Here is a 22,495-nt window from a genome sequence, read left to right as displayed (position 1 = left end):
ATCAAAATGCCAGCCGCATGCCGCCCACGATGTTCCGCGGCGCACCCGCGAAGACTGATCCCGTGGTCGTCGCCAGAGTAGCCGCATTGTTCTGCAGACCGGTCGTTCCGCTGATCGTGTTGGCCAGATTCTGGGCCGAGGCGACATAGGTGGTGTCGAAGACGTTGCGGACCTCGAGATAGACGCTCAGCCGCTTTGCGTACCCGCCGGTCAGCTCGGTCGCGTAATGCACGTTGGCGTTGACGACCGCATATCCGGGCGCCTTCAGCAGGTTGGCGTTGTCGAGATAGAAGTCGCCCTGCACCACGGTCTCGACAAAGCCGCCCAACCCGGCGAGCGGGCCGCTCGGCACGTCGTAGCCGAGACGCGCGAGGAGCTGGTGGGCCGGAACGCCGGGGATCTGGTTGCCGGCCCGGTCGAAGCGGCGCGTCAGGCTGCCGGCGCTCAGCTGCTCCGTGTAGCGCGTGTAGATCTGGTCGTCGAAGGTGTAGGCCAGAACCCCACGCCAGCCCGGCGCGAAGGCCCATTCCGCGCCGACCTCCAGGCCCCGATGTTCGGAAGCCGGCGCGTTGAACGTGTAGGCGAGGAGGCCGGCCCCCGGTGACTGAGAGACCAACTCGTTGCGGAAGAACTCGTAGAATCCGGTCACGCTGAGCCGCAGGGTCTCGACGGGGCTCCACTCCGCGCCGAGATCGAAGCCCACGTTCTGCTGCGTCTGGAGCTGCGTGTTGTTGCCGGGAAGGCCGGCCGGCGTGATGAACAGGTTGCTCGCCGCCGGCGTGGTGTAGCCGGTGGCGACCCGGCCGCGCAGGGCCCAGGCTTCGTCCGGCCGGTAGACCAGCGCCAGCTCCGGGGCCACGTTGAGGAAGCTCCGATCGACGTCCGCGAAGCTCCGCGCCGTGCCGCTCGCCGCGTAGCTGAAGGCGAGATTGCGGCCCGTGATCGCCGTGCCCTCGGCGCTGAGGCCGACGATCCCGGTCCACTGGTCCGACAGGGCGAGTTCGAGCCGAGCCCGGCCGCCGAGATTGGACTGCACGGCGCCCTGATCGCCGATTAGCGCCCCGAGGCGGGGCCCGCTATAGGGGGCGCGGTTGAAGGTAGTGATGTGATTGTCGATCGTGTTGTAGGCGAGGGCCACGTAGCCCGTCGCCGGCAGCCCGAAGAGGTCGCCGCGCCGTGTCACATCCGTAAGGAAGTTCCAGGACGGATACGAGCCGCGCGAGGAGGTCGTGTAGAACGGTTGGTTGAAGTTGCGCTCGTCGAAGCCGAGCTGCGTGCGCCACGTGGTGAAGGCGTCGAGATCGTGCTCCCAGCGCGCCGCCACGATGGTCCGGCGGTCGTTGCGCCCGAAGCCGCCCTCGTCAGCGGTGACCGGGACGGTGGCGCCGAAGGCGCCGTTGCTGAACAGGTTGAAGGTCGCGCAGCCCGGCGCCGCGCTCGCTGTCGCGGCGCAGCCCCGCTGGTAGGGGTTGATCCGGTACTGGGCCAGGGACGCGCGTGCCGGAAGATTGGTGTCGAGGGTGCTGTTGATCACCTTCAGGGTGAAGCGGTTGTCCGGCGTCGGGGTGTAGCTCGCCAGAAGGTTGATGGTCTGCGTGTCGTAGCTCGCGTGGTCCTGATAGCCGTTGGCCCGCACGTCGCTGGCGAACAGGCTGATCTCGAACGGCCCGCTGACGCCGCCGACGGTGAAGTAATTGCTCAGGTAGCCGAAGCTGCCGGCATCGACGCCGATCTCGTAGCCGTCGATCTCGCGTCCGGTGCGGGTCCGGAACGCGATCGCGCCCCCGGTCGCGTAATTGCCGAAGAGCGGCGATTGCGGCCCGCGGAACACGTCGATGCGGCTGTAGGCGCGGGGATCCGTCAGGTCGAACCGGGCCGCGCCGTCCGGCTGCGTGAGAATGAAGCCGTCCTCCAGCACGACGGTGTTCTTGATCACCCCGGTCGAGCGGGCATTGTTGCCCCGGATCGAGATGATCACGTCGCGGCCGCCATTGCCCTGCCGCACCGTGACGCCCGGGCTGTTCGCCAGCACCGCGCCGATGCTGGTCGCCGGGCGGTCCGCGATGGTGTTGGTCCGACCGATGCTGGTGACGATCTCGCCGACCGGATGCTCGATCACCGAGGGCGCCGAGCCCGGAGGCGCGGCCACGCCGAAAGGAGCGGTCGCGTCCCGGCCCTTGGCCGGCGATGCCTCACCCTCGACGGAGAGTTCGTCCAGCGTGATCGAGGTCTGCGCCAGGGCCGCCGGGGTGCCGGCGAGCAGCAGCGCGAGGGGGCCGCCGCACAGGGCAGCGTGTCGGGTGGACATGATCTGGTCTCGTCTGATCGATGGCGCGGCTCTGACGCCGCGGAAGGGCGTCGCGATCAGGCGCGGGGCCGCTTGCGGACCCGCTGCGCGGCGAGGTCGAGTCCGAGCATGGCGACGATTGCCAGGCCGGTGAGCGGGAACAGGGCTCCGAGAACGGCGACCAGGGCGGTCACGGTAATGGCGACGCGCCGGTCCCGCGGCCAGGGCGGCACGCCGAGGCCGCCGTTAGGGCGGCGCTTCCACCACATCGTCCCGGCGGTCACGGCAAGCAGGATCGTGGCGAGGCAGAACGCCAGCATGGCGAGCTGGTTCGCCCGGCCCCAGTGCTCGCCTTTGTGGATGCCGATCCCGTACTGGATGGCCCGGCCGACCGGGCCCAGATCGGCGAAATGGACGTCGAGCAGCGGTGCGCCGGTATACTGATCGAGCGCGATCACCCGCTGGCGGGTGACGTCATGCGGATAGACCGACGCCGCGTAGACCCCATCCGCTCCGACCGGCAGCGTTAATTCGTAGCCGCGGGCCATGCCGAGCCGGATGAGGGTCGCGGCGGCTTCATCGATCCCGATGGTGGCGGCCGCCGCGGGCGCGGCTCCTGAGCGCGGCACTGGCGCGTCCTGTAGCGTCCAGCCGGGTTCCGACAGGCGATCGCGCAGCGGCACCGTCGAGACCGGCCGATTCGACCTGAGCGCGGCGGGTTGGCCGAGCCCGGCGGCGTTCGACCACGTGCGCAGCTGCTGGCCCCACCAAATTGACCACGGCAATCCGGTGAGCGCCAGGAACAGCAGGCCCGCGCCGGCCACGAGGCCGGTCACCGCGTGGAGGTCGCGCCACCACACGCGGTGCCGCGGCGTGCCGCGTACGCTGACCACGCCGTCGCCCCGACCGCGCGGCCACCACAGGTAAGCCCCGGTCACCGCCAGGATGACGGCGAAGCCCGCGACCACCTCGATCACGGCGTTCGCGAACGCTCCGAGATAGGCGAGGCTGTGCAGCCCGCGCATCACATTCATGAACTCCGCATCGCGTGCGACGCGGTCGAGCACGTCGCCGGTATAGGGATCCAAGTAGACCAGGATCCGGCGCGCGCCCGAGGCCAGCGTCACCACCGCGCTGCCATCGGGCGTCGCGGGGTCGCTGTAGGAGACGGGCGCCGCATCCGGCACGGCCTGCAGGGCGTTGAAGATCAGCCGGTCCGGCCCGAGAGCGGGCACCGCCTGCGGGACGACCCGGGTACGGTAGGCGAACAGGCTGCCGTTGATCTCGTCCTTGAACAGGTAGAGCGCGCCGGTCGCCGACAGGCTGATCAGGAACGGCAGGCACAGCAGGCCGGCATAGAAGTGCCAGCGCCAGACCGCCCGATAGACGGCGTCGCGCGAGAATCGCAATGCGGCGCGCGCCCCGTATGCGGGGGCGCTGCCGTGCAGAAGGATCGACATGGAAAAGGCTATCCGAGCTTGAGCGATCAGCGAACGGGATCGTCAAGCTTCGGGGGGACCTCGTGCGGTGCCGTCGCACTGCGGTGGTCCGGTTTTCGGAAGCTCGGCTTCGGGACGCCAGGCGAGGCGGACCATCGGTGCGGAAGGCCATGCCGACGCGGCCGGTTCGAGGCTCGGCAACGCCAAGGCCCCAGCCTGGACCACGGTGCAACAGGGATGGATGTGTTTGTTGACCGTTCCGCCGCCCGAAGCGTCGGCCGGGTGTTCGGCGCAGATAACCGCACCGGTCCCCACGATGGCTTCGGCGGGCGTGGCGTAACCGAGGAACGCCTGAAGCAGCAGCGCGTAGAGCGCGAGCAATCCTATGGCCGCGCGGCTCCGAACAGTCTGGTGCAGGCGCCAGCGCATGGCTTGATCTAGGCGGCGTCGGCGAGGTGCGTCAACTTGAGGATGAGGTGTTTCCTGCGCGAAATGGAAAGACTCGGCCTCGGCCGGCGGCCCGGGCGCAGACTTGAGCCCGCTTGATCCCTGCAGGGATGCCGAACGGGATCCGGTGAGCCCGGGACAAGAAAAAACCCGCCGGATCGCTGATCGGGCGGGCTGACGTGGTGGCTGGGGGACCTGGATTCGAACCAGGACTAGAGGAGTCAGAGTCCACCGTTCTACCGTTAAACTATCCCCCAATCGGCTTTAGGCCCGGCCCGTCTGGCACGCGGACGGCTGGGCGCCGCCCGTGCTGCATTCAGCGGCTTCAGGCGTGGGCGGTGAGATAGGCGGAATGTTCCGGGAGGTCAACCGCTTGTTCTCTGGTTGACGCACCCTCTGCCGGGGCCGTAACCGTGCAGTCGCGGAAGCCGCCAGGAAGGGTGGCCGAGTGGTTTAAGGCAGCGGTCTTGAAAACCGCCGTGGGGGCAACTCCACCGTGGGTTCGAATCCCACCCCTTCCGCCAGCGGGCATCGCATGCAAACGAACCAGTCCCGCCGGTCGGCGACCTGCAGCACCATCCACGGGAATCGCGGGCGATCAGAGGGATCACCTTCGTCTTGTTCGCGGCGGGGGAGACGGTGTGGACCTACCGCGCGGCCGGATCGCGCGGGCTCGCGCAGAGGCGAATCCTCGATCTCGCCGCGACCATTGTTGTGCACGAACGGGCGGCTTTGGGCACGGAGGACCGGCGTAATGGCCTCGATCCGCAACGAAATCGCCATCACGACTGTCCGATGAACAAGGTAATGGGCTGAACGCCACGTGAGCGACTTCGCCACCTCCTATCTCGGCCGCCTGCGCACATCCGTCGGTTCGCGGCTGCTGCTCGTGCCGGGCGCGCGCGTCGTTGTCGCCGACACTCAGGGTCGCGTGCTCCTGGAACTGCGCGCGGATTTCAATCTCTGGGGGCTGCCGGGCGGCGTGCCGGACGAGCGCGAGGATATCGTCGCCTGCGCGGTGCGCGAGACCTTCGAGGAAACCGGGCTCCGGATTTCAGATCTCGCCCCGTTCGGATTCGCGTCCGGCCCCGAGACCGAGGTGTGGACGTATCCGAACGGACACGTCTGCCACTACTTCAGCATGATGTTCACGACGCAGACGTTCTCGGGCGCCCCGGCGAGCGACGGTGGTGAGAACCTGAGGGTCGCTTGGTTCAGGCCCGACGCGCTGCCGGACGTCTTGCCCAGCGTGGCGCTCACGATCGACGCTTTTCTGCGCTGGAAAGCGACGGGCGCATTCCAGATGATCTAGCGCGGTTTGCCGTTCCTCGATCGAGGCGGCACCGTCGCGTCGGCGGCCAGTCCCGCGGTCCTCCTCGTGCCCGACGCCGCATCGGGGTCGGCAGCGCATTTTGGCAAGGTCTCGCGTGCTAGGGCTGCGCGGCAACAGCACAGGGGCCGGACGCGCGGATGCAAACCGTCGGATCTGTTCTCGACCGCCGCAGCGGCCTCGCCCCCGGCTTCGATCTGTTGCGGATCGTTTTGGCTGTGTCCGTTGTGGTCTGGCACGGGCGCGCGATCGTGAACAACGAGATCACCCGCGTCGACGGCTTCTTCGAACTCGGCAGCTACGGCATCATCGCAGCCTTCTTCGGGCTCTCGGGCTTCCTGATTACCGGAAGCGCCCTGCGCCTCCGGCTCCGCGACTTCCTGCTCAACAGAGCGCTCAGGATCATTCCCGCCCTTGCCGTCGAGATCGTGCTCAGCGCGGTGGTTCTCGGGCCGCTGTTCACCGACCTGCCCTTGTCGCACTACGCCACCGATCCGCAGACCTACCGCTATCTCGCCAATATCCTCGGCCTGATCATCTACACCCTGCCGGGCGTATTCGCCCATAACCCCACCGATGTCGTCAACGGCTCGCTCTGGACCATCCCGCACGAGATCGTCTGCTATGGGCTGATGTCGGCCTGCGTTCTGACCGGCCTGCTGCGGCGTCCGGCTCTCGTACTCGGCGCGGCCGGCGCTGTGATCGGGCTCGGCTTCGTCGTCGGTCTCGGCGCCCTGGGCGACCCCGTCACCTTGCCGGCTCGGCTGGCCGACAAGTTGTTCGTCGATAAGGCATCGCGCCTCTACGTGGCGTTCCTGTTGGGCATTGCAGCCTACCTGTATCGCTACAGGCTCCCTTACGACCTGCGCTTGATCGGGCTTGCGGCAGCCATCGTGTTCGCCGCCGGCGCCTTCGATTTAACGGCCGTCACCGCGGTGCCGGTCCATCCGTTCCTGAACCTCGTGGTCCTGCCGTCGCTGATCTATCTGACCGTCTGCTTGGGCGTGACGGATCTCTGGGTTCCGGCCCTGCTCAAGCGCGGCGACTATTCCTACGGGATCTACCTGTACGGCTGGCCGATCCAGCAGGCCCTGGTTGCCCTGGTGCCGGTGCGGAATACGGCTCAGCAAGTCCTGTTGGCGCTGCCCTGCATCGTCCTGTTCGCGATGGTGTCCTGGCACCTGATCGAACGGCCGATCCTCGGCTTGCGGCGCCGCTTCTCGTTCGTTGCCGCGCATCGTCTGCAGAGTGAAGCGGACCGGCCGACGGACGCCGCCGCGACGGGGCTGGGCGGCGTCCGATAGAAGCGGCGCACGATCGTGCGGAGCATGGCTGAGGCCTCGAAGCCGGTGCCGGATAGCCGGCAAGCCTCAATCGGACGTACCGCGGCGCCCCACGGTTCTCTCATCCGTGATGCATCGCCTCGGCTCGCGCCCGCGCTCTTCCTCAGCGCGGGACCGCGCCGCGACGAACCGGCAATACGCCAGGACTGACCAGCAGCATCGCGGCCATGCCGATCCCGGTCGCAACCGCCGTCGCGATGAACATCGCCTGATAGCCGTAGGTGCTCGCCAGGATCCCCGCCAGCGTCGGCGCGAGCACCGAGCCGATATTGGCGAAGAAGTGCATGAAGCCGCTCCAGGTCCCGAGGTGCTCGCGGGGGGCGGTGTCGATGACCACAGTCCAGTACACGGTGTTCACGAGCGCGTTGAGGCTGTTGCCCAGGGTCATCAGGGCGATCACCGCGGCAGGGCTCGTAGCTTGTGAGACTCCGAGAAAGACGAGCGTCGTCAGAAGCAGCGTGAGCGCGGCAATCCAGCTGCGCGCAATGCGCAGGTTTCCGGTCCGCTTGAGAAGCCAATCGGAGAAGCGGCCACCCAACAGGACCGTCAGGCAGGGGCCGGTCCACGGGATCATGCCGAGATACCAGAGCGAAGCCAGGTTGAAGTGGAATTGATCCTGCAGGTACTTCGGCGTCCAGGTGAGAAGCATGAAGTTGACGTAGATGAATGCGAAATAGCCAATCGTGTTGAAGACCATCGTGCGACTGGTGAAGAACAGCCACCACGGGACATCAGAGTCTTGCCACCCTGTCGATGTCGACGAAGCGTCCGAGGCAGAGGTGCCGCGACGGATCTCGGCGAGTTCCGCCGCGCTGACCCGCGGGTTTTCCTCCGGCCGATTGGTGAAGATCCGCATGAACGCGAGCAGCGCGACCAGCCCGGTGATGCCGAGGATCCAGAACATGGCGCGCCAGCTGCCGGTCAGCAGGAGCAGGCCGACCGACATCGGTGCCGTCAGCAGCGCGCCGAGGGGCGTGCTGAGCAGCCCGATCGAGACCGCGAAGCCGCGCTCGCGTGGCGTGGCCCAGTTCCCGACCGTCTTGTTGATGATGGAATAGGCGGGTCCTTCCGAGAACCCGAACAGGACGCGCACGACCGCGAAGCCCGCGAGGGCCGAACCACCCAAAGCGGCCACCCCGAAATCGCCCGCGTAAGCCGTCGCGATTTCGAACACCGACCAGGCGACGCCTGCGATCAGCCAGACCAGCTTGGCGCCGAAGCGATCGCCCAGGGCGCCGCCGATCAGGGCGCCGAACATGTAGCCGTATCCGAAATAGCCGAGCACGGCGCCCCAGGCCGCACGATCCAGGTTGTACTCGGCCGTGATGTCGGCCGCCGCGTAGGAGATCGCACCGCGGTCAATGTAGTTGATCATCGCGATCACGACAATCGATGAGAATACGACGAATCGGAACTTAGTTTGTTCTTCCGTGCGATCCATGACGTCTTCGTTTCCAGAAACTCGATTCGGTGGTGAATGAAAATCGATCGCACCGGAAGGTGCGGTTACGCTCCTCTCGGATGCCGCTGTGTTCATGGCAAAGCACCCGGCATTCGTGATGTCCGGACCGAGATCGTGTTTTGCCGGACCGAGAGGGGTTGCCTGCGCTGCACACCGGCGAGACGCCGGAAAGGATGCCGAGCCGATGCAACCCCTGGTGTAGGCCTGCCTGTCCCTAAGCGTGGACGCAAGCGTCGCTTGGCCGATCGTCGTCGGAGCGATCCTGCCCGAGAGGCGCCGCCGATCACGGAGTCGCGACGGATGATCGAGCATGGCCGAGGGCCGCGTTGCGGACCGTCGGAAGGCAGGGATTCTCGTTGTCGCGGCGCCACGCGAGCATCAGCTCTGGCTGCGCGGAGGTCGGCAGCCGGATCGGGCGCAGGACCACGCCGGTCATGCGGATGCTGCGGACGCTCTCCGGCAGCAGCGCGACGCCGAGCCCGGCGCCGACCAGCGCCAGCATGGTATGCGCTTGGTTGACCCGCTGCACGATCCGCGGGCGCACCTTCGCCGCCTCGAACAGGCGGTCGAGCAGCTCGACGAAGTAGCGGCCGCCGCGCGGCGACCACGTGACCAGCGCCTGACCGTCGAGGGCCTGGATTCCGAGCTGCCGGGCCGATGCCAGCGGCCGGCCGCTCGGCACCGCCAGGACGAGGCGTTCGCGCAGCAGGAGGGCCGTTGCGATCGGACCGTCCTCACTCAGCAATGCGGGGGAGGGGCGCAGCAATGCGAAGTCGATCCGCTTGCCGTTGAGCGCCTGCATCTGCTCCTCCGAGACCATCTCCTCCAGGACGAGGTCGATGTCCGGCAGGGTCGCGCGGACCTGCGCCACCAGGCGGGGCAGGGCGCGGAAGGCCGAAGCCGCGGTGAAGCCGAGGCGGACCAGCCCGCTCTCGCCCTGGGCGGCCCGACGGGTGATCTGGGCGGCCCCCTCGGCCGCCGCCAGGACCCGGTAAGCCTCGGCCAGGAAGGTGCGCCCGACGGGCGTCAGGCGGACGGCGCGCGTCGTCCGCTCCAGAAGGGTCACCCCGAGAGATTGCTCCAGGGCCTGGATTTGCCGGGATAGCGGCGATTGCGAGAGGTTCAGCCGCGCGGCGGCACGGCCGAAATGCATCTCTTCGGCGACGGCGACGAAGCTGCGGACGTGGCCCAGATCGAACATTGTTGCAGGATCCGGGATAAATCAGCCAAAATCAACATTGGACGCACAAATCGGAGAGCCATAGAGACGCCGCCAGCATCAGCAAGGCGCACGCCTGCTCGGGAGGACCGCGCAATGTCCAAGATGACGCCCGCCGAGATGGCGCAGGCCCTGGGTTCCGGCCTTCTGTCCTTTCCCGTCACGCATTTCCGCGACGATCTCGCCTTTGATGAGGGGGGGTATCGCCGGAATCTCGCGCGGCTCGCCGAACACAAGGTCGCCGGCCTGTTCGCCGCGGGCGGCACCGGCGAGTTCTTCTCGCTTACGCCCGCCGAGGTCGACCGCGTGCTCCGCGCCGCAGTCGAGGAGACCGCCGGCCGGGTGCCGGTCATCGCGCCGGCCGGCCACGGCACGGCCATCGCGGTCGAGCTGGCCAAGGCCGCCGAGAGCGCCGGAGCCGACGGCCTGCTGCTGCTGCCACCTTATCTGGTGGGATCGGAACAGGATGGCCTGGCCGCCCATGTCGAGGCCGTCTGCCGCGCCACGAAGCTCGGAATCATCGTCTACAATCGCGCCAATGCGCAGCTGAACGAACAGACCCTGGCACGTCTGTGCGAGCGCTGCCCGAACCTTGTCGGCTTCAAGGATGGTGTCGGCGACGTCGAGCTGATGACGCGGGTTTATGCCGGCCTCGGCGACCGCCTCACCTATATCGGCGGCCTGCCCACCGCCGAGACCTTCGCGCTGCCCTACCTGGAGATGGGTGTCACCACCTACTCCTCGGCGATCTTCAACTTCCTGCCGGACTGGGCACTGTCGTTCTACGAGGCCGTGCGCCGGCGCGACCGCGACGCGGTCTATGCCGAGCTGCGCGCCTTCGTCCTGCCCTACATCGCCCTCCGCAACCGCAAGCGCGGCTACGCGGTCTCGATCGTCAAGGCCGGCATGAATGCGGTCGGCCGGCCGGCCGGCCCGGTCCGGCCGCCGCTCACCGATCTCGACGCCACCGAGCTGGCTGAGCTGACGGCGCTCATCGGCGACCGGCGCTAAGCGCCGCGCCAAAGGTCCAGAAAACAAGCCGAACCAACGGCGGGACCAGCAGCCGTCCGGGCGGACCGGGCGGCGCCTCTCAGGGAGAACGTTCATGACCGGTGCTACGAGCCCTGCGCTCGGCGTCATCGCCGAGAGACGCAGCCGCGTCCGCCTCCTCATCGTCCTGATGCTGTTCATCGCGACGACCATCAACTACGCCGACCGCGCGACCATCTCGATCGCCGGTCCGGACATGGCCAAGGATCTCGGCCTGACGCCGGTCCAGATGGGCTACGTCTTCTCGGCGCTGTCCTGGTCCTACGTGCTGGCGCAGATCCCGGGCGGCTGGCTTCTCGACCGCTTCAGCGTGAAGTGGGTCTATGCCGCCGCGATCTTCCTCTGGTCCGCCTTTACGCTGGTTCAGGGCGGCATCGGCTTCTTCACCGGCCTGACCGCGGTGATCCTGCTGTTCGCCCTGCGCCTCGCGGTCGGCCTCACCGAGGCCCCGATCTTCCCGGCCAATGCCCGCATCGTCGCGGCGTGGTTCCCGGCCGCGGAGCGCGGGCTCGCCTCCGCGTTCTTCAACTCTGCGCAGTACTTCGCCACCGTGCTGTTCACGCCGCTGATGGCGTGGATCGTCCACACCTTCGGTTGGCACCACGTGTTCACCGTGATGGGCGCCCTCGGGATCGCCTTCGCGTTCGTCTGGGTGAAGACCATCTACGGCCCGAAGGACCATCCGTCCGTGAACCGGGCCGAGCGCGACTACATCGAGGCCGGGGGTGCGCTCGTCGACATGGACGGCGGCAGCCTGAACGCGACGTCCCACGCGGGCCGCACCATCAGGCAGCTCCTGTCGAACCGCATGCTGGTCGGCATCTACATCGCGCAGTACTGCATCACCGTGCTGACGTACTTCTTCCTCACGTGGTTTCCGGTCTACCTCGTCAAGGAGCGCGGCCTGTCGATCCTCCAGGCCGGCTTCGCCGCCGTGCTTCCGGCGCTCTGCGGCTTCGCCGGCGGTCTCCTCGGCGGCTTCATCTCCGACATGCTCCTGAAGCGCGGCTTCTCCCTGACCGCCGCCCGGAAGATCCCGATCGTCGGAGGCATGCTGCTGTCCATGTCGATCATCGGCTGCAACTACGTCCAGGCCGACGCCGTGGTGGTCGGGCTGATGGCGCTCGCCTTCTTCGGGAAGGGCATCGGCGCCCTCGGCTGGGCGGTGGTGGCCGACACCTCGCCGCGGGAGAGCGGCGGTTTGTCGGGCGGCCTGTTCAACACCTTCGGCAACACAGCCGGCATCACCACGCCGATCGCCATCGGCTACATCGTCCAGCAGACCGGTTCGTTCTCGGGCGCCCTAGTGTTCGTCGGCGCCAACGCGTTGATCGCGGTGCTCTGCTACCTCGTCGTGGTCGGCGAAATCCGCCGGGTCCATCTGGACCCGCATTGACGTCCGGCGGGCCGGCCGCGTCCGGGTCCCGGAACCACCTATCCGGCGCAGCCCGCGCGCGAAGACGGGCCCGCCTCAGACACGCAGGAGGAACCATGCAGACGGATCACGCCGCCACCCCTCACGCCAAGCGGCAGACCCCCGTGGTCACCGAGATGAAGGTGGTCCCGGTCGCCGGGCGCGACAGCATGCTGTTGAACCTCAGCGGCGCGCACGGGCCGTTCTTCACCCGCAACCTCGTCATCCTGACCGACTCGACCGGCGCCACCGGTCTCGGCGAAGTGCCCGGCGGCGAGGGCATCCGCGGGGTGCTCGAGGAGGCGCGCGCCCTCGTGGTCGGCCAGCCGCTCGGCGCCTGGAACGCGGTCCTGAACACGATGCGCTCGACCTTCTCCGACCGCGACGCCGCGGGCCGCGGCCTCCAGACCTTCGACTTGCGCATCACGATCCACGCGGTGACGGCCGTCGAATCGGCGCTGCTCGACCTGCTCGGACAGTTCCTCGACGTGCCGGTTGCGGCGCTGCTCGGCGAAGGCCAGCAGCGGGATGCGGTCGAGATGCTCGGCTACCTGTTCTACGTCGGCGACCGCCGCCGCACCGATCTGCCGTACCGCGCGCCGGAGGCCGGCGACGGCTGGCTGCGCCTGCGCGACGAGGAGGCCCTGACCCCGGAGGCGGTCGTCCGGCTGGCCGAGGCGGCTCATGACCGCTACGGCTTCAACGACTTCAAGCTGAAGGGCGGCGTGCTGGCCGGCGAGCAGGAAATCGAGGCCGTCACGGCGATCGCCAAGCGCTTCCCGCAGGCCCGCGTGACCCTCGACCCGAACGGCGCTTGGCGCTTGGCCGAGGCGATCCGTCTGTGCAAGGGCAAGGGGGACGTGCTCGCCTATGCCGAGGACCCGTGCGGTGCCGAGGAGGGCTTCTCCGGCCGCGAGATCATGGCCGAGTTCCGGCGGGCCACAGGTCTGCCGACCGCCACCAACATGATCGCCACCGACTGGCGGCAGATGCGGCACGCGATCCAGTTGGGATCGGTCGACATCCCGCTGGCCGACCCGCATTTCTGGACCCTGGCGGGTGCGGTCCGCGTGGCGCAGCTGTGCCGCGACCACGACCTGACCTGGGGCTCGCACTCGAACAACCACTTCGACGTGTCGCTCGCCATGTTCACCCACGCCGCCGCCGCCGCGCCCGGCCGCGTGACGGCGATCGACACGCACTGGATCTGGCAGGACGGCCAGCGCCTGACCAAGGAGCCGCTCGCGATCCGGGGCGGGCTCGTCCGGGTGCCCGAGCGTCCGGGACTCGGCATCGAGATCGACTGGCCGCAGGTCGACGCCGCTCACGCGCTCTACCAGAAGCACGGCCTCGGCGCCCGCGACGACGCGCAGGCCATGCAGGCCCTGATCCCGGGCTGGACCTTCGACAACAAGCGCCCCTGCCTCGTGCGCTAGATGCGGGCGCACCCGGGTCACCTCCGGAGGCTGAGGAGGGCCTGCAGACGCGCTGTTCGAGGCGTGATGATGTCACCGTCATTCCGGGGCGCCGCTGCGCGGCCCCGGGATGACGACGGTGCGGTGGCGTTCGCCGCATGCACCCCGAGGAACGGCTCGCGCAGCGGTTGTGCTCCTGCCGCCACGCTTCATGTCCTTTGTCATGCTCCGGATGATCCGCCGCCGTGGAGCGACGGAGCCATGTGCTAACCGGACGGGTCTGCGGCCGAGGGAGCCGAACCCGGAGGATGCCCATGGCCGTCGCGCCGATCGATCGAACACGAGCCGCGCGGCCGGCCGGTCCGGACACCGCCCCGGAGACCGGTGCCCTGGAACGGCTCGGCGTCCGTTTCACCAACTGGGCCGAACGGTGGTTCCCGGACGCGTTCATCTTCGTGGCGATCGCCGTGGTGATCGTGGCGCTCGGGGCGCTGGCGAACGGCGCCTCCGCGCCGGCCGTCGCCAAGAGCTTCGGGGACGGTTTCTGGAGCCTGATCCCGTTCACGATGCAGATGGCCTTCGTCACGATCGGCGGCTACGTCGTGGCCGTGTCGCCGCCCGTGCAGGCGCTGATCGAGCGCATGGCCCAAATCCCGCGCACCGGGCGCGGCGCGGTCGGCTTTGTGGCCGGCGCGACCATGATCTCGTCGTTCCTCAGCTGGGGCCTCAGCCTGATCTTCGGCGGATTGCTGGTCCGGGCACTGGCGCGCCGCACCGATCTGCGCATGGATTACCGGGCCGCGGGCGCGGCGGCCTATCTCGGCCTCGGCGCGACCTGGGCGCTGGGTCTCAGCTCCTCGGCGGCGCAGCTCCAGGCCAATCCGGCGAGCCTGACCAAGAACCTGCTCGCCATCTCGGGCGTCATCCCGTTCAGCGAGACGATCTTCCTGTGGCAGTCGATGCTGGTCGCCGCGGTGCTGTTCGTCGTCTCGGTGTTGATCGCCTACGCCTCGGCGCCCCGCCGCGAGACGGCGGTCACCGCCGAGAGCCTCGGCGTCGACGTGGCCCGCGAGACGAACGACCTTCCCCCGGCCCGCCAGCCCGGCGAGTGGCTCGAACATTCGCCGATCCTGACCCTCCTGCTCGTGCTGATCGCCGGCGGCTGGATCGTGCAGGAATTCGCGCGCCAGTCCTGGATCGTCGCGATCTCGAACCTCAACACGTACAACCTCCTGTTCATCACGCTCGGCCTGCTGCTCCATTGGCGGCCGAAGCGCTTCCTCCTGGCGGTCGCGAAGTCGGTGCCCGCCACGGCCGGCATCCTGATCCAGTACCCGCTCTACGCGGCGATCAGCGGCATGCTCACCGGGCCGAAGAACGCCGCCGGAACCTCTGCCTCGGATGCCATCACCCACGCCTTCGTCAGCCTCAACACCACCGGCAGCTTCCCGCTGACCATGGGCGTCTACTCGGCGATCCTCGGCTTCTTCGTGCCCTCGGGCGGCGGCAAGTGGCTCCTGGAGGCGCCCTATGTCCTGCAGGCGGCCAACGAGCTGAAGGTCCATCTCGGCTGGGCGGTGATGATCTACAACGCCGCCGAGGCGCTGCCGAACCTGATCAACCCGTTCTGGATGCTGCCGCTGGTCGGCATCCTCGGCCTGAAGGCGCGCGACATCGTCGGCTTCAGCTTCCTGCAGCTTCTCGTGCACCTGCCGCTGGTGCTATTCCTGCTCTGGGCGCTCGCCTTCACACTGACCTATCACCCGCCGGTGATGCCGTGAGGCGGTCGATGGCCTAGTCGAGGGCGTAGCCCAGCAGGCCCTCATTCGTCTGGCCCTCGCAGCTCTTGTCGCGCGACACGAAGTGATCGTGCGCGCCCGCCCTGCAGCGGAACAGCGCGTGACTGCCCGGCTGCGGCGCCTCGGAGATGTAGCCGGTCTGGCCGAGGGGCGTCTGCCCCTCGCATTGTGCGTCCCGGCTGAGGAAATGATCGGTCCCGGCGACGCAGCTCATGAGCTTGGCGGTTCCGGGCCGCGGGAGGAGGAACAGCGATCCAAGAACGGATTCCAGCGCGAAATCCGGTGCCGCATAGCCGGTGGTGACCCAATGCCCGCCTGGCCCGAGATACCGCTTGAGCGGCGCGCGATCGTTCGCGACCGATTGCGTCGCCGTCGCGATCCGCCACGTGCCGGGATAGGGATCGCCGCCCGCGTAGAAGACCGTGATCGCCGGCAGGAACGGCGTGAGGCTGCCGTGCGGATCGCGCTGAAAACCGGGGCTGTGATTGAGGTAGAAGCCGGTGACGTCCGAGTTCAGGTAGCCGGACGGCGTCCAACGTACGGGCTTCCCGCTCAGCAGCGCCTTGAGCGGCATCTTGAAGAGGCCGAGCTGATAGGTCTCGCGGTCGGGATTGCGCGCCGGATCCTTGCAGGCCACCTGCGCGCACACCCGCCCCGGCAGGCCGGTGATCACGTAAACCTCGCCCGACGACGCGTCGTATCCGAAATCGGAATTCGGATTGATCGACGCGCCATCGGTGGCGAGGTTCGGCACCCGGGCGGGCGCATCGAAATGCACGCCGTCGGCCGTGTGCCGCACATAGAGGTCGCCGAAGCCCGGCACGCCCTGCGGCCCGGTCAGGTCCGTGACGAAGACATAATGGCCCGGCTGGCCGCCGACGGCGAAGCTCGCCGGCTGCCCGGCCCCGTAGTTGGTCTGGGCAACGACCGGGTTGAGAGGCGCGATCACCGGCGACGGGTAGTCGATCCAGGTCACCTTGTCGTTGGAGAACGCTAGGCCCGTCTGGTTGTTGTTGCCCGGCAGATTGTCGGCGCCCGAATAGTACATCGCGTAGGCGTAATGCTGCCCGTCGGCCGGGTTGGTGAAACTCCCCTTGATCACGCTGGGGTCGCAGACGTACTGGCGGTTCCATGAGCCCGGGGTCGGCTGGAACACGACCTGAGCCGGCGAGAAGCCTGTCTGCGCATTGTAGGACCGGTGGTAGATCACGTCGGTCTTGCCCTGGCCGCACCACCAGATGTCGGTGGTCCCGTTCTCCGTGATCAGGCTCGGGGCATAGTTGTAGCCGCGCGGATTCGCCTCGTTGGTGAAGAGCGGACGGCCCTCGGACGCCGTCCAGGCGGCGCGCGCCGACAGGGGACCTGCGAGCGCAAGGGCGGTGCCGAGTGCAACGACGGGTCTAAGCTTCACGGTGCGCCTTCTCGGCTCGCGGTCTCGGGTGCGTTATGCGCGCGATCGTTGGTCGACGGCGCGAGGCCCGGAGGGGGCCATCTCTCCGCCGGCCGTCTGTGCCGGTCCGAAGCCTCACCGGCAACCCTCGGAGGATGACTGAACGGAACCGGGATTCGGTGCTACATCGTGGTGCCGCAACCGAACGGGGCTCGGCGTGCAGCGCGTTCTCGCGCGCTGCTCGGGCCGGCGGACGGTCAATCCGGCGTGTTCCGCAAATGCGCCCGGATCAAGCGTGAGGATGTCCGTCGATGGGTCGTTCACCGGCCATGAGCGAGCAGGAATCGATGGTCGCGGCCCGCACAGTCTTTGGTCTTCGCCGGCGGCCGCGGGCGCGTCCTGATGCCGGCAAGCCCTGTCCAGGCCGGCGGGAGGGCCGGAGATGCGACGCGGGGCTCAGCGTCCCGGTCCCAATCGTGGGACCGGGCAAGCCGTGAGCCCCCGCGCCGTCATAGCGGCCGAGCGCCGCCACTGGTTTTACGACAGCAAGGTGTTGGTCTGCGCGTTCTGTCTCTTGGCCTTCGTCGCCATCTTCTGGCAGGTGAGCCAGTTCGAAGGTTTCCAGCCGATCTTCACCTGCGAGTCGAAGAGGGACATCGACCGCCTGTTGCTGACCTCCGGGATGGATGTCTGCATGAAGAGCGCGCGCTCGCAGGGTGATCAGGAGCGCTGCATGCGCACCGTCTATCTACTGGCCTGCACGAAGGAGCGATGGCGGTAGCCGATCGGTCCTGCTGTGTCCCTGAGGGGGCGGATTTCGGCCGTGCGCACCGTCCCGGTCTCTCAGGGGATCGCGTTGTCCGACGCGTTCCGGCACACCACCAGTTTCACCCCGCCTTGACGGCGCTGCGGCGGCTCGATCCGACCCGCGGTGCGGGTGACACGGCCGTCGCTTTCTGGGCGACGTCGCGAAGCGCGAAAACCATCGCGTCGGTCTGCGCATCGAGCTGTAAACGTGTCCCAGTCTCCGCGGTGTTGCGCCACGCGATCAGGAAACAGGCGAGGATTGCAGCGGCACTCGAGACAAGCGGGGCGATGATCAGCGCAGCCAGGAAACTGACGGGCGCCAGCACGGCCGCCGCAAGGAGGCCGCTGCTGATGCCAACGGCTATTAAAACGAACATCGGAGGTGCACCCGACCTGTGCAGCCCATTCGATCGATGGCTGCCTGACTCTCGCTAGGGCGCAGGCGTTAACGAGCGGTTAACAGCCAAATTTGGCGCCAGCTTCAGTGTTAAGATCCGGGCCGAAATAAGACTCTGCTGTGAGTCATTACCTTCGTTCACGCCTCACGTGCGCCGGCGGCCAGTCCGGGTGACGTTTCCGTGTGCCGCGATGCTGATCGGCTTGCGCGGCGGGCTGGTGTGATGAGCCACGCCTGCCGCGGTGCGGCTCAGGCAATCTTCTGTCGCTCGACGAGATGCGGTGACTGGACCGAAGCAAGCTAGGAAATGCTTCGATTTCAGCTTCCGACAGCTGCGACGCGTTCGGATTATGATATAAAATGATCAGCTTTGGTATAAAACGATCACTTGTTTGTGGTGGCCGCCGGATGTTAGTGCCGGCGCCCGCCGTCGAACAGGATTTGATCTGCCTATGGCTGTCGATGATCGCGCTGTCAGACGTCTGAGCGAGATCGCGGCCGTGATGGGCTGCCGCGTCGAAGTGTTCTACTTGCCCGACAGCGAGGCTCACGAAGCCGGCATGACGTGTGAGCTGCTTCGCCTATGGAACACCATCACCGAGCCTCAGGCCCGGCAGCGGATCCTGGCCAGCGCGCGGCTGGAGGCGCGCGGCGCCGCCCGCGGTGAGGCCGTGGAGTAACATTGGTCCGGGTCTGGCAACGGATGTGTCCGCGCTTCTGGCCGGGATAATGGCGAGGCTCGGGTCATGCGGGCGGTGGATCGCCGCCTTCAATGCCGCGCAGCATCTGCGCGCGACCGCGCGGACGATGGGCTGCGTCTTGACCGTCCGACATCACGGATCGACCCCATCGCGGCAATTACAAGCGCTTTGAATGCACGATGGCAGGATCGAAACCGCTCCGTTGAAATGAGAGTTACGGCCATTTTTACGCGGCTTTAACCCTGGTTTTGCGACGGTCCTGAGCACTGGAGGGCTCAGGTCATGCTCGATCATCACAATGGGCGGGCGGTCCGGTCGGCCTCATCCGGTCTAGCCCAGCGTTGTCTCGCGAAAGCCCGCGATCACCGGGCGGCCGGTCGCTCCGAGCGGGCCCAGGCCAGCCTGAGCCGCGTGCTGGGCGCAGAGCCGAATCACCCCGAGGCGCATTACGAGTTGGGCCAGCTCCTCGCGGCCACCGCGCCCGAGAAGGCCATCACGCACTTTGTCACGGCTCTTCGCGGGGCGCCCGAGAAGCCGGCTCACTGGATCGCGCTGGCTTCGGCTTTGCTCGCCGCCGAGCGGCTGCTTGACGCGCGCGCGATCCTAGACCGCTACAAGGCGCAGAATTTCGGCCCCGAGTCGCGGGCGCTGACCAAGGCCTTCATCGACCGCACCCTCACGGCGGCGCAGGGCCGCTACGATCTTGCGAAATGGAAGGATGCGGAGGCGCTGCTCGATCTCATCATCCTCCTCGATGATCAGCATAGCCACGCCACCTACCTCGCGGGTGCCGTCGCCGCCCGGACGAACAGGCTCGAACTCGCCTTCAATCTGATCAGCATCGCGCTCCTGCGTGAGCCGCAGAACGCGCTTTTCTTCACCGGCCTCAGCACCGTGCTGACCCATCGCGGGGATCACGACGGCGCCATCTCCGCTCTGGAGAAAGCGCTGGCGATCGACGGCGATCTGGCGATGGCCCATGCCAACATCTCGGGGGTCTACCAGCGCCGTTTCCGCTTCGGCGAAGCGCTGCGGCACGCCGAGCGAGCCATTGCCCTCGATGCGAACAATGCCGGGGCGTACAGCAACCGTGGCAGCGCACTTCTGGCACTCGGCCGTCTGGGTGAGGCCGTGGACGCCTTCGACCGGGCGCTCGCCCTCGACCCGTCAAAGCTGTTCGTTGCCTCGAATCGCTTGTTCGCCAAGCTCTACTCCGCTGACACCCCGCCAGAGGATTATACCGCGGACGCGCTGGCCTATGGCCGCCGCTTCGCGGACCCGCTCCTGCGCCGCCGGCCCTTCGCCAACGATCGCGACCCGGATCGTCCCCTGCGCGTCGGCTTCGTCTCGGGGGATCTCTGCAATCACGCACTGGTCCGATTCTTCGAGCCCTACCTGCGTGCGGTCGAGCAGGAACACTTCACGGCCTTCGCCTACATGACGCATGCGAGCGAGGATTCCGTGTCGGACCGACTGCGTCCGTTGTTCCACGCTTGGCACAACATCTCCGGGCTCGATGATGATGAGGCCGCCGACCTGATCGAGCGTGACCGGATCGACATCCTCGTCGATCTGTCGGGTCACAGCGCGGGCAACCGCCTTTTCGTCTTCGCGAGGAAACCGGCACCGATCCAGGTGTCCTGGATCGGGCACCCGGCCACGACCGGTCTCACCGCCATCGACTACCGCTTTTCCGATCCCATCACCGATCCGCCGGGTCTCACCGAGGCGCTGCATTCGGAGCGCCTTTGGCGGTTGCCGAAGGTTTGGGTGACCTACGAGGGTCCCGATGATCTTCCGCCGGTGCGCGGCCGGGCGCCGTTCGAGGACGCCGGATACGTGACGTTCGGCTGCTTCAATCGGCTGACCAAAATCAGCGATGAGGCGCTGCAGACCTGGGCACGCATCATGTCGGCCGTGCCCGATGCGCGGCTGTTCATGGTTGTCGGCGATATCGACAATCCCGATGTCCGCCGAGCCGTCGATGACCGCCTTGCGGCGGCAGGTATGCCGCTGGATCGGATTATCTATCAGGGGCGCGTGAACAGCGGCTACTACGATCTCTATCACCGCGTAGACGTCGCGCTGGATCCATACCCGTACAACGGAGGCACCACGAGCTTCGACACGTTGTCGATGGGTGTGCCCATCGTGGCCTTGCGCGGTCGGCACGCCGTCGCGCGCCACGGTGTGCTGGTTCTGACGGCGATCGGCCTTCCGGACCTCATCGCCGACGATGCCGATTCCTATGTGGCGATCGCGCAGGATCTGTGCCGCGACCTCGACCGCCTGAGATCGATCCGGCACGGTCTGCGCGAGCGCATGCGCTCGAGCCCGCTGATGGATCATCGCGGCCTTGCCCGGGACGTCGGCGACGCTTTCCGGGGCATGTGGCGGACTTGGCTCTCGGAGAGCGGCGTCTGAGGGGCGGAGCCGCGGGCTCGCGCGGAGACCGTTGCGTCGCGCGACGAGGATCCGGTGCGTTGGAAGATGTCGGTCTGGGCGTTGCCTCCGGCACCGTGCGGGCTTGTCCGGAAGCGCCAGCCCACACGGTGCGCGCGTGCGGAGGCCGCGCGAGGCAGTCGCATGAGCGCGACGATCCGTTTCCGGTCGGACCTCGTCAACGCCTGAGCAGCATCTAAGTATTTCCTGAAAGCATTTGTTAATTTTGTTCTTCGGCGACTGGACGTTCGAGCATCGCATTAAGATCTCGGCAAGCCGAGCTGGATAAACCACATGGGCCGCCAATAAGACGGCTCCCCGATCAAAAGGATCGCTTCCATGTCTGGTGTTACCCTCACTGCTGCCACCCGTCAGAACCTGCTCTCCCTGCAGGATACGGCATCGCTGACCGCGACCACCCAGAACCGGCTCTCCACCGGCCTAAAGGTTTCCTCGGCCCTCGACAACCCGGTCAGCTTCTTCACCTCCCAGTCGCTGAGCCAGCGCTCCGGCGACTTGGGCAACCTGCTCGACGGCATCTCCAACGGCGTCCAGGCGATCCAGGCGGCCAACCAAGGCATCACGTCGATCCAGAAGCTGGTCGATCAGGCGAAGTCGGTCGCCAACCAGGCGCTGTCGACGCAGATCACCACCACCGGCAACGCATCGACGAAGTATTCGGCTCCGGCGGCCGACACCACCCTGAACCTGTTCGTCAACGGTGTCGCGACGACCGCCGCGCTCACCTCGACCGGAACGATCGACGACGCGATCAGCTCTCTCAATTCGGCTGTCGGTGCCGGCAGCTTCTCGAAGAGCACGGATGGCACCAAGATCGTCATGAACGCGTCGGCCGACGTCGAGTTCAAGACCTCGGCTGATCAGACGGCGCTCGGCTTCAAGGGCGGGACGAACGCGTCCGGCGTGACCTATGACACCACGACCGCCGCCAGCCAGAGCACGGATCTGACGGTGTCGGGCGTGTCGGCCCGCGCAACGCTTGCGACGCAGTACAACAGCCTGCTGACCCAGATCGATCAGCTGGCCAGTGACTCGAGCTTCAACGGCACGAACCTCATCTCTGGCAAGGGCGACAACAAGAACCTGACGATCAACTTCAACCCGAAGGGCAACTCGAACCTGCAGGTCCTCGCGACCGACGAGACCTCGGCCGGTCTGAAGCTGAATGCCATCACCAACAAGTCGGCCGGCACGACGACGGCCGGACAGGGCAACTTCCTGCTGAACGATGACATCAACACGACCCTGAACAGCTTGACCTCTGCCTCCAGCCAGCTGCGCACCGATGCCTCGACCTTCGGTTCGAACCTCTCGGTGGTGCAGAACCGTCAGGACTTCAGCAAGAACCTGATCAACATCCTGGATACCGGCTCGTCCAACCTCACCGCGGCCGATCTCAACCAGGAGGCGGCCAACTCGCAGGCGCTGTCGACCCGGCAATCGCTGGGCATCTCGGCCCTGTCGCTGGCCAACCAGGCGCAGCAGGGCATCCTGCAGCTGCTCCGCTAAGAGCGGCTCGTCGACAACAAAAA

Annotated in this window: 18 protein-coding genes and 2 tRNA genes; 12 read left to right on the top strand and 8 right to left on the bottom strand. The window is 67.2% G+C overall.

The window, feature by feature from the left end:
• Position 1: 1 nt before the first annotated feature.
• From ABIE45_RS27475 to ABIE45_RS27460, 4 genes are all read right to left on the bottom strand, one after another.
• A complete protein-coding gene (locus ABIE45_RS27475; protein WP_192707494.1) occupies positions 2-2,308 on the bottom strand; it encodes a TonB-dependent receptor domain-containing protein in 2,307 nt (768 codons plus the stop codon).
• 56 nt (positions 2,309-2,364) lie between these two features.
• Positions 2,365-3,747: a PepSY domain-containing protein gene (locus ABIE45_RS27470; protein ID WP_192707495.1), complete on the bottom strand. Its 1,383-nt coding sequence runs from the start codon at positions 3,745-3,747 to the stop codon at positions 2,365-2,367.
• 42 nt (positions 3,748-3,789) lie between these two features.
• Complete coding sequence (locus ABIE45_RS27465; protein WP_192707496.1) at positions 3,790-4,155, bottom strand: hypothetical protein; 366 nt, start codon at positions 4,153-4,155, stop codon at positions 3,790-3,792.
• Between the two features lie 201 nt (positions 4,156-4,356).
• A tRNA-Gln gene (locus ABIE45_RS27460) sits at positions 4,357-4,430 on the bottom strand.
• A gap of 177 nt (positions 4,431-4,607) precedes the next feature.
• Here ABIE45_RS27460 and ABIE45_RS27455 point away from each other — a divergent pair.
• The 4 genes from ABIE45_RS27455 to ABIE45_RS27440 all read left to right on the top strand — a co-directional run bounded on the left by ABIE45_RS27455 (position 4,608) and on the right by ABIE45_RS27440 (position 6,807).
• Positions 4,608-4,697 (top strand) — tRNA-Ser (locus ABIE45_RS27455).
• A gap of 94 nt (positions 4,698-4,791) precedes the next feature.
• Positions 4,792-4,989 (top strand): hypothetical protein, encoded by a 198-nt coding sequence (locus ABIE45_RS27450; protein ID WP_192707497.1) that lies wholly within the window; start codon positions 4,792-4,794, stop codon positions 4,987-4,989.
• Positions 4,990-4,996: 7 nt separating this feature from the next.
• On the top strand, positions 4,997-5,485 hold the full coding sequence (locus ABIE45_RS27445) for an NUDIX domain-containing protein (protein WP_192707498.1): 489 nt from the start codon (positions 4,997-4,999) through the stop codon (positions 5,483-5,485).
• Between the two features lie 158 nt (positions 5,486-5,643).
• Entirely contained in the window at positions 5,644-6,807 is a 1,164-nt protein-coding gene (locus ABIE45_RS27440; protein WP_373622719.1) for an acyltransferase family protein, read from the top strand.
• 142 nt (positions 6,808-6,949) lie between these two features.
• Here ABIE45_RS27440 and ABIE45_RS27435 read toward each other — a convergent pair whose 3' ends face one another.
• Complete coding sequence (locus tag ABIE45_RS27435; protein ID WP_192707806.1) at positions 6,950-8,287, bottom strand: MFS transporter; 1,338 nt, start codon at positions 8,285-8,287, stop codon at positions 6,950-6,952.
• Positions 8,288-8,591: 304 nt separating this feature from the next.
• Positions 8,592-9,509, bottom strand: coding sequence for a LysR family transcriptional regulator (locus ABIE45_RS27430; protein WP_192707499.1), 918 nt, complete (start codon positions 9,507-9,509; stop codon positions 8,592-8,594).
• 114 nt (positions 9,510-9,623) lie between these two features.
• On the opposite strand from ABIE45_RS27430, the gene kdgD reads away from it, so the two are divergent.
• The 4 genes from kdgD (at position 9,624) to ABIE45_RS27410 (ending at position 15,187) form a co-directional block, all read left to right on the top strand.
• Positions 9,624-10,538, top strand: coding sequence for a 5-dehydro-4-deoxyglucarate dehydratase (kdgD, locus tag ABIE45_RS27425; RefSeq protein ID WP_192707500.1), 915 nt, complete (start codon positions 9,624-9,626; stop codon positions 10,536-10,538).
• A gap of 94 nt (positions 10,539-10,632) precedes the next feature.
• Positions 10,633-11,973, top strand: a complete 1,341-nt coding sequence (locus ABIE45_RS27420) for an MFS transporter (protein ID WP_192707501.1) — start codon at positions 10,633-10,635, stop codon at positions 11,971-11,973.
• A gap of 95 nt (positions 11,974-12,068) precedes the next feature.
• Complete coding sequence (gudD, locus tag ABIE45_RS27415) at positions 12,069-13,427, top strand: glucarate dehydratase (RefSeq protein ID WP_192707502.1); 1,359 nt, start codon at positions 12,069-12,071, stop codon at positions 13,425-13,427.
• A 293-nt stretch (positions 13,428-13,720) separates the two neighbouring features.
• Complete coding sequence (locus ABIE45_RS27410; protein WP_373622716.1) at positions 13,721-15,187, top strand: short-chain fatty acid transporter; 1,467 nt, start codon at positions 13,721-13,723, stop codon at positions 15,185-15,187.
• Between the two features lie 13 nt (positions 15,188-15,200).
• Here the strand turns inward: ABIE45_RS27410 and ABIE45_RS27405 are convergent, their stop codons facing one another.
• Complete coding sequence (locus ABIE45_RS27405) at positions 15,201-16,616, bottom strand: hypothetical protein (RefSeq protein ID WP_192707503.1); 1,416 nt, start codon at positions 16,614-16,616, stop codon at positions 15,201-15,203.
• A gap of 472 nt (positions 16,617-17,088) precedes the next feature.
• On the opposite strand from ABIE45_RS27405, the gene ABIE45_RS27400 reads away from it, so the two are divergent.
• On the top strand, positions 17,089-17,376 hold the full coding sequence (locus tag ABIE45_RS27400) for a hypothetical protein (RefSeq protein ID WP_192707504.1): 288 nt from the start codon (positions 17,089-17,091) through the stop codon (positions 17,374-17,376).
• A gap of 106 nt (positions 17,377-17,482) precedes the next feature.
• Here the strand turns inward: ABIE45_RS27400 and ABIE45_RS27395 are convergent, their stop codons facing one another.
• Positions 17,483-17,779 carry a hypothetical protein gene (locus ABIE45_RS27395; protein WP_192707505.1) on the bottom strand — a complete coding sequence of 99 codons (297 nt, stop codon included), beginning with the start codon at positions 17,777-17,779 and terminating at the stop codon, positions 17,483-17,485.
• Between the two features lie 472 nt (positions 17,780-18,251).
• Between ABIE45_RS27395 and ABIE45_RS27390 the strand changes: the two genes are divergently transcribed.
• The 3 genes from ABIE45_RS27390 to ABIE45_RS27380 all read left to right on the top strand — a co-directional run bounded on the left by ABIE45_RS27390 (position 18,252) and on the right by ABIE45_RS27380 (position 22,472).
• A complete protein-coding gene (locus ABIE45_RS27390) occupies positions 18,252-18,479 on the top strand; it encodes a hypothetical protein (protein ID WP_192707506.1) in 228 nt (75 codons plus the stop codon).
• 303 nt (positions 18,480-18,782) lie between these two features.
• Entirely contained in the window at positions 18,783-20,924 is a 2,142-nt protein-coding gene (locus ABIE45_RS27385) for a tetratricopeptide repeat protein (protein ID WP_192707507.1), read from the top strand.
• A 357-nt stretch (positions 20,925-21,281) separates the two neighbouring features.
• Complete coding sequence (locus ABIE45_RS27380) at positions 21,282-22,472, top strand: flagellin (protein WP_192707508.1); 1,191 nt, start codon at positions 21,282-21,284, stop codon at positions 22,470-22,472.
• Positions 22,473-22,495: the final 23 nt, after the last annotated feature.

Source organism: Methylobacterium sp. OAE515 (assembly GCF_041806315.1).
In the GTDB taxonomy this organism is placed as follows: Bacteria; Pseudomonadota; Alphaproteobacteria; order Rhizobiales; family Beijerinckiaceae; genus Methylobacterium; species Methylobacterium tardum.
Note: the sequence above shows the minus strand (reverse complement) of the source record. Positions and strands in the feature narration are given on the sequence as shown.

Excerpts from the sequence above, each read along its gene's own strand:
- ABIE45_RS27475 (WP_192707494.1), bottom strand. The coding sequence starts at position 2,308 with ATGTCCACCCGACACGCTGCCCTGTGCGGCGGCCCCCTCGCGCTGCTG.
- ABIE45_RS27470 (WP_192707495.1), bottom strand. The coding sequence starts at position 3,747 with ATGTCGATCCTTCTGCACGGCAGCGCCCCCGCATACGGGGCGCGCGCC.
- ABIE45_RS27465 (WP_192707496.1), bottom strand. The coding sequence starts at position 4,155 with ATGCGCTGGCGCCTGCACCAGACTGTTCGGAGCCGCGCGGCCATAGGA.
- ABIE45_RS27440 (WP_373622719.1), top strand. The coding sequence starts at position 5,644 with ATGCAAACCGTCGGATCTGTTCTCGACCGCCGCAGCGGCCTCGCCCCC.
- ABIE45_RS27435 (WP_192707806.1), bottom strand. The coding sequence starts at position 8,287 with ATGGATCGCACGGAAGAACAAACTAAGTTCCGATTCGTCGTATTCTCA.
- ABIE45_RS27430 (WP_192707499.1), bottom strand. The coding sequence starts at position 9,509 with ATGTTCGATCTGGGCCACGTCCGCAGCTTCGTCGCCGTCGCCGAAGAG.
- kdgD (WP_192707500.1), top strand. The coding sequence starts at position 9,624 with ATGTCCAAGATGACGCCCGCCGAGATGGCGCAGGCCCTGGGTTCCGGC.
- ABIE45_RS27420 (WP_192707501.1), top strand. The coding sequence starts at position 10,633 with ATGACCGGTGCTACGAGCCCTGCGCTCGGCGTCATCGCCGAGAGACGC.
- gudD (WP_192707502.1), top strand. The coding sequence starts at position 12,069 with ATGCAGACGGATCACGCCGCCACCCCTCACGCCAAGCGGCAGACCCCC.
- ABIE45_RS27410 (WP_373622716.1), top strand. The coding sequence starts at position 13,721 with ATGGCCGTCGCGCCGATCGATCGAACACGAGCCGCGCGGCCGGCCGGT.
- ABIE45_RS27395 (WP_192707505.1), bottom strand. The coding sequence starts at position 17,779 with ATGTTCGTTTTAATAGCCGTTGGCATCAGCAGCGGCCTCCTTGCGGCG.
- ABIE45_RS27390 (WP_192707506.1), top strand. The coding sequence starts at position 18,252 with ATGGCTGTCGATGATCGCGCTGTCAGACGTCTGAGCGAGATCGCGGCC.
- ABIE45_RS27385 (WP_192707507.1), top strand. The coding sequence starts at position 18,783 with ATGCTCGATCATCACAATGGGCGGGCGGTCCGGTCGGCCTCATCCGGT.
- ABIE45_RS27380 (WP_192707508.1), top strand. The coding sequence starts at position 21,282 with ATGTCTGGTGTTACCCTCACTGCTGCCACCCGTCAGAACCTGCTCTCC.